Below are 12,626 nucleotides of genomic sequence, written 5' to 3' on the forward strand. Positions count from 1 at the left end.
GAACGGCGTCGACATGCCAGCAGGCATCGCCACCTTTCTGTTCACCGACATCGAAGGTTCCACCCGACGGTGGGAATCCGACGCCGCCTCCATGCGAGCCGCCCTGGCCGTGCATGACGAGGTGCTGCGCCGGGCCATCGAAGCTCACGGCGGGCAGGTGTTCAAGCACACCGGCGACGGTGTCTGCGCGGTATTCGCCTCGCCGCCGGCCGCCGCCGACGCGGCGGTGAGCGCACAACGCGAGCTGGGACTGCCGGTACGGATGGGCCTGGCCACCGGGGAAGCCGAACACCGCGACGACGACTATTTCGGCGCCGTCCTCAACCGGGCGTCCCGAATCATGGCGTCCGGGCACGGCGGACAGATCCTGCTCGACGGGGTGACGGCGGGCCTGTTAGGCGGCGTCGACCTGATTTCGTTGGGGTCGAGACGGTTACGCGACATCGCCAAACCCGTTGACCTCTACCAGGTCCACGCCTCGGGCCTGCGCACCGAGTTCCCGCCGCTGAACACCACCACTTCCGGACCGGGGAATCTGCGGGCTCCGACCACGAGCCTTATCGGACGCGAGGCTGATCTGACCGAGTTGGACACGGTGCTGAAATCACATCGCCTGGTGACGTTGACCGGTGTCGGCGGGGTCGGCAAGACCCGGCTGGCACTGGAGGTCGCCTCCCGCTCGCTCGACGCATTTCCGGACGGCGCGTTCGTGATCGAACTGGCCGCCGTCGGTGATCCGACCGCGGTCCCGGACTCGGTCGCGGCCGTTCTCGGAATCACCCAGCAAGCCGGGTTGACCGTCACCGAGAGCATTGCCGCGGCCCTCCAAGGACGCTCCCGCATCCTGGTTTTCGACAACTGCGAGCACGTCCTGAACGCGGCCGCCGACTTGATCGAGACGATACTCGCCCAGTCGTCAACCATCACGGTCCTTGCCACCAGCCGCGAAGGGCTGAGACTCAAAGACGAGCAGCTGTGGCCGGTTCCGTCCCTGGACATCGGGAACATGGGTTCCACGGCCGCCGCATTGTTCATCGAGCGGGCTCAGGCAGTCTCACCCCACGCCTCGTTCACCTCCCCGACAGAGTCGGACGCGGTAGTCGAGATCTGCCGCCGCCTCGACGGGATTCCACTGGCGATCGAACTAGCGGCTTCGCGAATGGTGTCGATGACAGCCGTCGAAGTGCGCGACCGTCTCGATGATCGCTTCCGGCTGCTTGTCGGGTCACGGCGAGGATTAGAACGTCATCAAACCCTGCACCATGCCGTGCAGTGGTCCTACGACTTGCTCAGCGACGACGAAAAGTGGCTGCTGGCAAGGTGTTCAGTATTCAGCGGTGGATTCGACCTGGCAGCCGCATGTGCGATATCGGGTTCGGACGATGAGCTGGGCACAATCGATCTGATCGATGCGCTCGTTCGAAAATCGCTCCTGATAGCCGACCGCACCTCCGAGCGAACACGTTTCACGATGCTGGAGACCATTCGCCAGTTTGCCGAAGAGCAACTTTTCAGCTCCGCCGATCCAGAAGCCGCACGCACGGTCCACGCCCACTACTTCTCCAGCGTGGAGACCGATCTGCTTGCAGTGTGGGACAGTCCGCGTCAGCGCGAGACATACCAATGGTTCAACCGCGAGTTGGCCAACCTACGCTCGGCATTTCGCTGGGCGGCGGATCAGCGCGACCTCGATACGGCTACCGCGCTCGCCGTGAACACCACGTTCTTCGGGTATTTCGTCGAGCAATGGGAACCCGTCGCGTGGGTCGAGGAACTGATACCCGCCGCGGAAGCCGTGCAGCATCCTCGGCTGGCGCAGCTGTACGTCGGGGCCGCCTACTGCGCGGCCCTGGGCCGAGTTCGAGAATTCGCCCAGCATGCCCAAGCGGCCCAGGTGGCGATTGAAAGTGGGCAATTCGCCTACGTCACCGATGAGTTCTCATGTGGAGTCGCCGCCGGGTACAGCACCACGGGACAGCCCGAGCGGGCCGTCGAGTGGTGTCGGGCAATGATCGCCCGCAATCCTGCCCGACACCTGGCCAGCCAAGCAGTGTTGGTAATCGCGTTGGCGGTGTCCGGATCCTCGGCCGAAGCGATGAAGGCATCAGAGGGCCTGATTGATGCCGCCGCAGATTCCGACAACCCCGCAATGGCTGGTGCCGCACTGCTCGCGTACGGCTGGGCCCGCCGACACTCGGACCCCACAGGTGCCTACGAATGGCTTCTTCGGGCCCGGGCTATCGCGGAAGAAAGCGGCGACCGACAACAGGAATCCATCATCTCGGGGCTTCTGACCGGACTCGCCGCCGATCATGGCGAACTCAGCGAGGCTTTCGGCTACATCAGTCAAATGGTCCGGCACTATTACGATTCCGGCGGCGTCGAGCTCATGCGCAACGCGCTCGGCCTCTTGAGCGCGTTGCTCGATCGGGTCGATATGCCCGAGCCGGCTGCGACCATCAGCGGGTTCGCCGCAACCGCCCTCGCCCGCGCGGGTTTTCCCGAGATCGACTCGGCCATCACACATTTGCGCAACCTGCTCGGCGACGCTGCCTACAGCGAGCTGGCCCGAGCCGGAGCGGGCATGTCCATCGCCCAGGTCGCGAACTACGCGTTCGAGCAGATCGACGTGGCGCGGTCCGGGCTGGTTGCCCAGGGGTGAGACCCGATTGTCAGTCGGCACCCAGACGGCGCAGCAGCAACATCAGACCGGTGCTCGCGTCATCGAGCGGTTGTAGCGACCTGGCGCTGCGGCACTGAATGATGGCGCCTTCCAGTGAGCTGACGATGAAGCTGCCGAGTGAGGCCGACGTTGCCGCATCAACACCCTTGGTTTCGATCGAGTCCGCGATCACGCGCGCCCAATCAGCAAATACCGCAGCCGAGGCTTCCCGCACCACGAGCGCATCCGGACCGGCCTGGGCAGCCGCCACGATGGGGCATCCGCCACTGAATTCGCTGTCGGTGAGGTTCTGCTTCCAGCCGCCGACGAAGGCACGGATCACGTCCTCGGCGGGCAACGCCTGCGTCAGCTCTTCGATCCTTGCGGTGATGATCCGCCCGGCCTCCAGCGTCGCCTGCTCCATCAATTCAGTTTTTCCCGCAGGAAAGTGCTGGTAGATCGACCCCCGAGCGGTGTTGCTGCGGTCCAGCAGATCGCTCAGACCCGTCGCGTGCACGCCGTACTCACGCATCAGTTCGATGGCACTCTGGATGAGACGCTCACGCGGGCCCGCCACTGTCACCACCCTCTCCAACACCTGAATAGACCGATTGGTCCATCCTAGTCGACCATACATAGACCGATTGGTCTACGATGCCGAAATGCACGATGTCGCGATCTTCGGCAAACTCACCCGCGCCTGCGCAAAGCAGGCCTGGTGGGTTCTCGGCGCCTGGCTGGCCCTGGCCGGTGTGCTCAACCTGACCGTCCCCCAACTGGAACACACTGTCGCCGAGCACTCGGCGCCGTTCACCCCGGAAAGCCAGACCACCGAAACCCTGCGGCAGATGTCCCGTGACTTCGGAGTCCCCGACACCACCGCGATCGGCAGCATCGTGGTGTCAAGTGACCGGGTCCTCGGGGCAGCCGACACCGCGTACTACCGCGACCTGGTGTCGCGATTGGTGGCCGACAAGGACGACGTCGCATATGTGCTCGACACCTACGGCACCGCCGGTCTGGAGGACCTCGGCCTGAGTCCCGACGGGAAAGCCATCCACCTGATCGTCGCAACCACCGGCGACGTCGGCTCCACCCGCGCACACCGGTCCACCGAGAACGTCCGCGCCGCGGTCGACGCATTGCCGCGCCCACCGGGCGTCGACGTGCATTTCACCGGTGCCGCACCCACGCTGTCGGACCTGTTCTCCGCCATCGACACCTCGCTGGCCATCATCACCGTGGTCTCGGTCGTGTTGATCACGCTCTTGCTGCTGGCGGTGTACCGCTCACTGCTGACCGCGATGATCCCGCTTCTCACCGTGGGCATCTCGCTGGGCGTGGCCCGCCCGGTGATCTCGTGGCTCGGCATCAACGAGCTGCTCTCGGTATCCAACTTCACCATCGCGCTCGTCACGGCCATGGTGCTCGGCGCCGGCACCGACTACGGCATCTTCCTGTTGGCGAACTACCACGAGGCCAGGCGGCGCGGGATGTCCGTCGACGACTCGGTAGCCCGCTCCGGGGCACACACCGCGGGCATCGTCATCGCCTCAGCGCTGACCATCGCCGGCGCCGGAATGGCCATGGTGTTCACCAAGATCGGCATGTTCCGCACTGCCGGGCCACCGATCGCGCTGGCGATCGCGATCACCATGGCGGTCAGCCTCACGCTCACCCCGGCGATCATGGCGCTGTGGGGCCGCCGCGGTTTCGCCGAACCCCGTCCACTCGACGAACGCCGATGGCGCCGACGCGGAGCTGCGATCGTGCGCCGGGCGCCCGCCCTGGTCGCCGCGTCACTCGTGTTCCTGCTCGCCACCAGCGCGGTGCTGTTCACCTTCCAGCCCAACATCGACGAGAACGCTATGCAACTGCGCGCCACCGACAGCAAGCGCGGCTACGAGGCGGTCTACCGGCACTGGGGCGTGAACGAAGCGGCACCGGAGTTCGTCACCATCCGGGCCGACCACGATATGCGCAACACCAACGATCTGGCCGCGCTGGACCTGATCGCGATGTCGATCGGCAATCTCCCGCAGGTCGCCTACGTCCGGTCTATCACGCGCCCCGAAGGAAAGCCGTTGCCCGAGACGGCGATCGGATCGCAGACCGCTCAGGTCGGTGATGGCTTGGCCGATGCGCACGACCGCGTCGAGCAGGCCATCCCCCAACTCAAACAGCTCGCGGCCGGGGTGACCCAGCTGCACGACGGTTCGGCCGGCGCCGCCGACAGGCTGCCCGAGCTCGCCACGGGGGCCCGCGATCTCGTCGCCCTCACCCGAAACCTGCTCGGCACCCTGGAATCCGCGAACCGGGTGGTCAACATCGTCTCGGACGGATCTCTCGACGTGGCGGCCGTGGTGCGCACCATGGCCGGCGCCACCGACGCGCTGGACCGTGCGGTCAACGAAATCGACGCCACCCGAAACAAATTGGCCGCCCCCACGGCTGCCGTGCATTCGGTGTTCGATCCCCTCACGGCAGCCGCGCCCAGGCCTGACTGCGCCGCGGACTGCCTGCGGGCGCGTCAGGCCTTCGCCGACCTCAACGCGGCCACCGGTGGGCAGGCGCTCCTCGCGATCAACGGCCTGACGCTCGCCGCGCCGCTGGTGCCCGAGCGTCCGGTGAGCACCGCGCTGGACACCCTGCCCGATCTCCGCGCCGGCATCAAGGGCCTGCGGACCATGCTCGACCAGCTCGGCACCCGTACGCCCGAGCAGACCCGCGGCGACCTCAACCGGCTGATGTCCGGAATCAACGAACTGTCAACGGGTCTGGGCCGGCTCACCACCGGGCTGGGCCAGGTCAAATCCGGCACCGACACCATGGTGGCGCTGACCACCGAACTCGGTGCCGGGCTCAACCGGGCATCGGACTTCCTGCACCGGCTGTCCGCCGACACCACGACCGGCGCGGGGCGCGGCTTCTACCTACCCGAGGAGGGCCGCAGCGATCGCCGGTTCACGGCAGGTGAGCGGCTGCTCATCTCGCCGGACGGCCACAGTGCCCGCATGATGGTGGTCTGGTCGGTCAATCCGTACGGCGCCGAGGCGATGGGTGCGATACCGGATGTCATCTCCGCAGCGAACAACGCGGCCACCGGCACGGTGCTCGAGCACGCGAACATCGAATCGACCGGACTGGCCTCGCTGTCGCAACGTCACATCGACCAAACCTGGCGTGACTTCGCCCTTTTCGGTGTCGTCGCGGTGGCGGCTGTCCTACTGGTCCTGATCGTCATGCTGCGCAGCCTGGTGGCACCCGTGCTGATGATCGCAGCGGTGGTGCTGTCTTTCGGCGCCGCGGCCGGAATGTCCACCCTCATCTGGCAGCACATCATCGGTATCAACCTGGACTGGTCGGTCTTCCCGGTGTCGTTCATGGCGTTGGTCGCCGTCGGCGCCGACTACAGCATGCTGTTCGCTGCCCGCATCCGGGAGGAATCCCGCAGTGGCGTGATCAGCGGCATCATCCGCGGGTTCGGCAGCACCGGAAGCGTGATCACCACCGCGGGAGTCGTTTTCGCGATCACCATGTTCGCGCTCACCAGTGGGACGGTGCTCAACCTGGTGCAAATCGGGTCCACCGTCGGCATCGGTCTGCTGCTGGACATCACCGTCGTGCGAACCTACCTCGTTCCCGCCGCGATGAGCCTGCTGCGAGAACGCATGTGGTGGCCGGCGCGTGCAATGAGCTGATCGCGCGCGTAACGCTACGGCGGAGATACGTGCCGAAAATCGCCACAGCGTTACATACGTGATGCGCAACGGCTTTCACACAAAAACGCGCACCCTCGTGAAATCACGAGGGTGCGCGTAATGCTGGAAATTAGGACTCGGACAGGCGGTGCTTGAGGGTGTCGAACTCGTCCTTGATCCCGGTGGGCAGCTTCTCGCCGACGAACTCGAACCATTCCTCGATCAGCGGGAGCTCGGCCTTCCACTCCTCGGTGCTGACGGCCAGAGCCTCGTCCACGTCGGCGGGATCCACGTCGAGCCCGGACAGATCCAGGTCGGCTGCCGTCGGCACGATGCCGATCGGGGTGCTCTTGCCGTCGGCCTTGTGCTCGATGCGCTCGATGGCCCACTTCAGCACGCGGCTGTTCTCTCCGAAGCCCGGCCACAGGAAGCGGCCGTCGTCGCCGCGGCGGAACCAGTTGACGAAGAACACCGCAGGCAGCTTCGACTCGTCGGCGTTCTTGCCGATGTCCATCCAGTGCTGGAAGTAGTCACCGACGTTGTAGCCGAGGAACGGCAGCATGGCCATCGGGTCGCGGCGCACGGTGCCGACCTTGCCCTCGGCGGCGGCGGTCTGCTCGGAGCCGAGGGTGGCGCCGATGAAGACGCCGTGCTGCCAGTCGCGAGCCTGGGTCACCAGCGGCACCGTGGTCTTGCGACGACCGCCGAACAGGATCGCCGAGATCGGCACTCCCTGCGGGTCATTCCACTCCGGAGCCAGCGTCGGGCACTGGGCGATCGGCGTGCAGTAGCGCGAGTTCGGGTGCGCCGCCTTGGTTTCCGCCTCGCGCAGGTTCCAGTCCTGACCCTTCCAGTCGATCAGATGGTCGGGCTCGCCCTCCAGGCCTTCCCACCACACGTCGTTGTCGTCGGTCTTGGCGACGTTGGTGAAGACGGTGTTGCCCGCGGCGATGGTCTTCATCGCGTTCGGGTTGGAATCCCAGTTGGTGCCGGGCGCGACGCCGAAGAAGCCGAACTCGGGGTTGACGGCGTAGAGGCGGCCGTCCTTGCCGAACCGCATCCAGGCGATGTCGTCACCGACGGTCTCGGCGCGCCAGCCCGGGATGGTGGGCTGCAGCATCGCGAGGTTGGTCTTGCCGCAGGCCGACGGGAACGCCGCGGCGACGAAGTAGGCCTTGTTCTCCGGGGAGATCAGCTTGACGATCAGCATGTGCTCGGCGAGCCAGCCCTCGTCGTGGGCCATCGCCGAGGCGATACGCAGCGAGTAGCACTTCTTGCCCAACAGCGCGTTGCCGCCGTAACCCGAGCCGTAGCTCATGATCTCGCGGGTCTCCGGGAAGTGGGTGATGTACTTCGTGTCGTTGCACGGCCACGGCACGTCTTCCTGACCGGGCTCAAGCGGTGCGCCGATCGAGTGCAGCGCCTTGACGAAGAAGCCGTCGTCACCCATCTTGTCCAGCGCGGCCTGGCCCATCCGGGTCATGGTGCGCATGGAGACCACGACGTACTCGGAGTCGGTGATCTCCACACCGAGCTTGGGATCCTCGGCGTCCAGCGGGCCCATGCAGAACGGCACCACGTACATGGTGCGGCCACGCATCGAGCCGCGGTACAGGTCGGTCATGATCCCGCGCATCTTGGCGGGCTCCATCCAATTGTTGGTGGGGCCGGCGTCGATCTCGCGCTCGGAGCAGATGAAAGTGCGTGATTCCACTCGGGCGACATCCGAGGGGTCCGAGAGCGCCAGGTAGGAGTTCGGCTGCTTCTCCTCGTTCAGCTTCTGGAAGGTGCCAGCCTCGACCAGGTGGGCGGCGAGCCGGTCGTACTCCTCGGCAGACCCGTCGGCGAAAACCACCCGGTCAGGCTGAGTCAGCTCGGCGACCTCCTGGACCCAGGTCAGCAGTCCCTGGTGTTTCGTCGGTGCGGTGTCCAGACCCGGAATGGTCGCTGAGGTCATCAAATTCTCCTGCGTAGGTTCGTGTAACCCAAAGCCGCGTCACGCCGCGGTAACGGCTACCCCTTGTGTAGAGGTTAACGCGGGTGACATGCCCACTGTGAACCAGTGGTATGTCCGATCACTCACAGGAACGATTCAGATCAACGTTATCAGCTGGTTACTCGCCAGTAGCTTCGCTGTTGCCGTACAAATCCGCCCGGACCGCGTCCAGCGCCCGCTGTAACGGCGGGATCCGACGGTCCCGTTGAGCGGCCGCCCGGGCGGTCGCGATGGCATGTTCACGCAGTTCGGCATCCATCGCGGCGGTCTTCTCGCCCGCCGCGGCGGTCTCGGTCTCCTCTCGGGCCGCCAGTTCGGTGGTGAGTGCGGTTTCGGCCGCGAGCACCCGCCTCGCGACGAGCTCCTCCACGGCCGAACGCAGGGTCGTGGTGATCTCGCCGACCCAGCGGTCCAGCACCGCCCGGTCGTGCAACAGCCCGCGGGTCCCGACCACCCAGACCGCCAGCAGCAGACCCACCACGGCACCGACCACAAGACCGGCCACAGCCAGGCGCGGCGCCGCACCGACCAGCAGGCGGCTGACCGCGACCGCGACACCCAGTCCGAAGCCCGCACCCAGGACCAGCATGAGCCGGGTTTCGGGCGTGCGGGATTTGAGCGGCGGAGCCGGCAGATCGGGTACCGCCCCAGCCACCGACGGCGCAGGCACGGGCAGCTCGAGTTCTGTCGCGACGCCGCGCAGGTGTGCGGTCACGCCCTCGTCGACCTCGCCGACGACCTCACCGGCGCGCTGACGGGCGTACTCCTCGAACGTCGCAATCCGGCGACGGCTGATGCCGGCGACATCCTCCTGCAGTTCGGTGCGCACCGAATTACACCGGTTGCGGGCGAAATAGCCGAGTTGAACCCGGGCCTGCTGCATTTGACTGCGCAACCCGATGCTGCGCTCGGTGCGGGTCAGCCTGCGGGCCCTGGCCACCTCGGCGCGACGCTCCCGCAACACATCCACCCGCGCCTGACGGTCAGCCCCGGACCCGTCGGCCTCATACCTGCCGATCACCGCTTCCAGGCGAGTTTCCCAGGCGCGCAGCCTGTTCCGGCGCGCAATATCGGGATCAGCCAACTGGCCGGCCAGCAGTTCGACGAGTTCATCGAGCTGCGGTTCACCCAGATCGGGCGCAGCCGACACCCCCACCCAGGGCATCCGCTCGTAACGCGCGTCGCGCGCACTGAGGATCTCTGCGTCGGCGTCGCGCACCTCGCGCCAGTCGCGGTACGCATCGATCTTGGACACCACACCCACCACCAGATCGGTGTACCGCGAAGCCAAATCGACCAGGGCGCAATCGGATTCAGTGATCGGAGCAGCCGCCGACGCCACGAACACCACGGCCGCCGGCGCCTCACCGGCCACCAGTTCGGTGGATTCGACGAACGTGGTCTGCGGCATCAGTTCCCGCAACGCCGCCATGACACTCGTCGATCCGGCCAACCACGGGCCGGCCACCAGGACCACGTTGCGAACCTCCACGCCCGGCGAGTTCAGGCCGGGATCGACCGCCGCCACCACGGCGTCAGCCGCCGCCACCGCATCCGCCACGGCCTCATCCCAGGCCGTATCCACCTCGGTCATCGCCCCTTACCCGCCGCACCCAACAGTCTCAGTGACCCTCGCATGATGTCGTCACCACAACTGCGGTGCAAGGCGCTCACCGGACCGTCACGGTAACGCCGCCAATGGCGGGCCCGGCACAGATGGGCATCACGGTCAGCTCCGGGATCCACCGTCAGCCCCGCGGCCTGCACCACCTCGACGGCCGCGGCCATCACCGCGATGACCGTCTCGTCGGCGGCCAGAAAGCGTCCCACCACCGGGCCGCCGACTGCGCGCAGCTCAGCCAGCGCCCACCGCACCCGTCGATACCGGACCGATGCGGCCGCGGTGTCGACGGCCGCCACCACTCGGTCGATTTCACTGAGCCGGCGCAACAGCCCGGGCAAGCTGCCGGCAGCCGCACCCCGGCTCAACGCCAACGTGGTGTGCGCGATCCCGAACCGGTCGAGACGTTGCAGCAGCTCGGCGCGCACGGCACGCGGCACCCGGTGCGGCCCCGCCAGAAACGCATCCGCCGAGGTCAGGTCGGCGGGCTCAGCAGCCAACACGCGGAGTGCGTCGACCAGACGCTCGGAAAGAACCGCCCGGCTCAACAGCGCGACCATCGGCACCACCGGTACCCCGGCCAACTGCTGCAGACGGTTGGCCCGCAGATGGGCGGTCGCGACCGGACCTCCTGGCCCAGACCCGGCCAGATCCGCCTTGTTGAGGACGACGATCGTCGGCCTACCCGCCTGGCTCAGCTCGGCCAGCACAGCCTGATCCTCGGGTTTGAGTACCTCGGCGATCACGACCACCGTCACGTCGCCGGCGTCGGCGATCCCCAGACCTGAGCCGGCAACCGCGCCTTCCACCGCGCTCACACCGACCCCGCGGCGCCCCCGCACACCGACAGTCAGCGGAGCCGAAACGCGCGCGCTGATCTCCGCCAACCGCGCATCGCCGTCACGGTCGGCAAGGCGTGTGAGCTCGTCTGCGAAAATCTGGCGGCCTTCCCTGCGTGGTGACGGGCGCAACCCCGGTGCCTCACGAAAAATCGTGACACGGCCCGGACGGACTCGCGAACAGATGTTTAAGCCCCGGCCATCGGAGGCATCTGTTGGGTATCAATCTCTACCACGATGCGGGCACAACGCCGGAGATAAGAGACCATGGACGGATGCACCCGTCCAGGTCCGATGTCGGTGGGCCGGCGTCGGCAGATGAGGCGGCTGACGTGCCGCCCGCTCAACCACACCGTTTTCCGCGCGTGACCAGCTTCCGCACCCGGCGGTCGACGCTGTCGCCCGCCCAGCAACAAACCTGGGACCGGCTGTGGCCCGAACTCGGCATGCAGGCCCGCGACGAGGATTCGCAACCGGTCACCGACCTCGACACCACGGCCTGGTTCGGCCGCTCGGCCCCGCTGATCCTGGAGATCGGCTCCGGCACCGGTACGTCCACGCTGGCGATGGCTCAGGTCGAGCCGGACTTCGACGTGATCGCGGTCGAGGTCTACCGCAAGGGCCTGGCCCAGCTGCTCAGCGCGATCGACCGCTCGGCTCAGACCTCATCCCCGGTCACCAATATCCGCATGGTCCGGGGGGACGGGGTCGATGTGCTGGAGCACATGTTCGCCCCGCAGACCCTGACCGGCGTCCGGGTGTACTTCCCGGATCCCTGGCCCAAGGCCCGCCACCACAAGCGCCGTCTGCTGCAGCCCGCCACGGTGGCGCTGATCGCCGACCGGTTGCGTCCCGGCGGAATCCTGCATGCGGCCACCGACCACGGCGGATACGCCGAGCACATCGCTGAGGTGGGTGACGCCGAGCCGCGACTGCGCCGGGTCGATCCGAGCGGGGTACTGCCCATCTCGGTCGAGCGTCCGGTCACCAAGTACGAGCGCAAGGCCCTGGCCGGCCCCGACGTCACCGAGTTGGTGTGGGAGAAATTGCCATGAGTGTGACCGAAGACATGCAGAACGGGACTGCGCAGGCAGAGGCCCCCACCGACACGACCACCGCCCCCGCACGCCGGGTGCTCCTCGTGTGGGATGCCCCGAATCTGGACATGGGGCTGGGCGCGATCCTGGGCGGCCGCCCGACCGCCGCGCACCGTCCCCGCTTCGATGCGCTGGGCCGCTGGTTGTTGGGATACACCGCGGAGCTGGCCACCGAATCCGGCGAGTCCGCCGGAGACGACACCGGCCGCTCGCTGGAGCCCGAGGCCACCGTGTTCACCAACATCGCCCCAGGTAGCGCCGATGTGGTGCGCCCGTGGGTGGAAGCTTTGCGTAACGTGGGTTTCGCCGTCTTCGCCAAGCCGAAGATCGACGACGACAGCGATGTCGACAGCGACATGCTCGATCACATCGCCCTGCGTCGCAGTGAAGGCCTGGCAGCTGTCCTGGTCGCCTCGGCCGACGGACAGGCGTTCCGGCAACCGCTGGAAGAAATAGCCCGTGAGGGCACTCCGGTGCAGGTACTCGGATTTCGCGAACATGCGAGCTGGGCGCTAGCGTCGGATACCTTGGAGTTTGTCGATCTGGAGGACATTCCCGGTGTGTTCCGGGAACCGCTGCCACGGATCGGCCTGGACTCGCTACCCGAGCAGGGAGCCTGGCTGCAGCCGTTCCGGCCGCTGTCGGCGCTACTGACCTCGCGTGTGTAACAACTGAAGACCCGCGTTCGCGCGGGTCACCACAGAGTTTTA

At 66.8% G+C, this 12,626-nt stretch carries 8 protein-coding genes; 4 read left to right on the forward strand and 4 right to left on the reverse strand.

What is annotated here, in order from left to right:
* Positions 1-13 precede the first annotated feature (13 nt).
* Entirely contained in the window at positions 14-2,662 is a 2,649-nt protein-coding gene (locus JOF57_RS24105; protein WP_209921019.1) for an ATP-binding protein, read from the forward strand.
* A 10-nt stretch (positions 2,663-2,672) separates the two neighbouring features.
* Here JOF57_RS24105 and JOF57_RS24110 read toward each other — a convergent pair whose 3' ends face one another.
* Positions 2,673-3,239, reverse strand: coding sequence for a TetR/AcrR family transcriptional regulator (locus JOF57_RS24110; RefSeq protein ID WP_209921021.1), 567 nt, complete (start codon positions 3,237-3,239; stop codon positions 2,673-2,675).
* A gap of 85 nt (positions 3,240-3,324) precedes the next feature.
* On the opposite strand from JOF57_RS24110, the gene JOF57_RS24115 reads away from it, so the two are divergent.
* Positions 3,325-6,363, forward strand: a complete 3,039-nt coding sequence (locus JOF57_RS24115; RefSeq protein ID WP_209921025.1) for an MMPL family transporter — start codon at positions 3,325-3,327, stop codon at positions 6,361-6,363.
* Between the two features lie 130 nt (positions 6,364-6,493).
* Here JOF57_RS24115 and JOF57_RS24120 read toward each other — a convergent pair whose 3' ends face one another.
* From JOF57_RS24120 to JOF57_RS24130, 3 genes are all read right to left on the reverse strand, one after another.
* Positions 6,494-8,320, reverse strand: a complete 1,827-nt coding sequence (locus JOF57_RS24120; RefSeq protein ID WP_209921028.1) for a phosphoenolpyruvate carboxykinase (GTP) — start codon at positions 8,318-8,320, stop codon at positions 6,494-6,496.
* A gap of 157 nt (positions 8,321-8,477) precedes the next feature.
* Positions 8,478-9,953, reverse strand: a complete 1,476-nt coding sequence (locus JOF57_RS24125; protein ID WP_209921033.1) for a hypothetical protein — start codon at positions 9,951-9,953, stop codon at positions 8,478-8,480.
* The gene (locus JOF57_RS24130; protein WP_209923688.1) at positions 9,950-10,867 is read right to left on the reverse strand and encodes a P-loop NTPase family protein; all 918 of its coding nucleotides are present in this window, start codon (positions 10,865-10,867) and stop codon (positions 9,950-9,952) included. Before JOF57_RS24130 ends, JOF57_RS24125 begins: the two co-directional genes overlap by 4 nt.
* A 209-nt stretch (positions 10,868-11,076) precedes the next feature.
* Here JOF57_RS24130 and trmB point away from each other — a divergent pair, with 209 nt between their 5' ends.
* Both trmB and JOF57_RS24140 read left to right on the forward strand, forming a co-directional pair.
* On the forward strand, positions 11,077-11,874 hold the full coding sequence (gene trmB / locus JOF57_RS24135) for a tRNA (guanosine(46)-N7)-methyltransferase TrmB (RefSeq protein ID WP_209923686.1): 798 nt from the start codon (positions 11,077-11,079) through the stop codon (positions 11,872-11,874).
* The gene (locus JOF57_RS24140) at positions 11,871-12,584 is read left to right on the forward strand and encodes an NYN domain-containing protein (protein ID WP_209921036.1); all 714 of its coding nucleotides are present in this window, start codon (positions 11,871-11,873) and stop codon (positions 12,582-12,584) included. The genes trmB and JOF57_RS24140 overlap by 4 nt, the downstream gene beginning before the upstream one ends.
* Positions 12,585-12,626: the final 42 nt, after the last annotated feature.

The sequence above is a fragment of the Mycolicibacterium lutetiense genome, from assembly GCF_017876775.1.
Lineage (GTDB): Bacteria > Actinomycetota > Actinomycetes > Mycobacteriales > Mycobacteriaceae > Mycobacterium > Mycobacterium lutetiense.

Coding starts and splice junctions, on each gene's coding strand:
- JOF57_RS24105 (WP_209921019.1), top strand. CDS start 14: ATGCCAGCAGGCATCGCCACCTTTCTGTTCACCGACATCGAAGGTTCC.
- JOF57_RS24115 (WP_209921025.1), top strand. CDS start 3,325: ATGCACGATGTCGCGATCTTCGGCAAACTCACCCGCGCCTGCGCAAAG.
- JOF57_RS24120 (WP_209921028.1), bottom strand. CDS start 8,320: ATGACCTCAGCGACCATTCCGGGTCTGGACACCGCACCGACGAAACAC.
- JOF57_RS24125 (WP_209921033.1), bottom strand. CDS start 9,953: ATGACCGAGGTGGATACGGCCTGGGATGAGGCCGTGGCGGATGCGGTG.
- JOF57_RS24140 (WP_209921036.1), top strand. CDS start 11,871: ATGAGTGTGACCGAAGACATGCAGAACGGGACTGCGCAGGCAGAGGCC.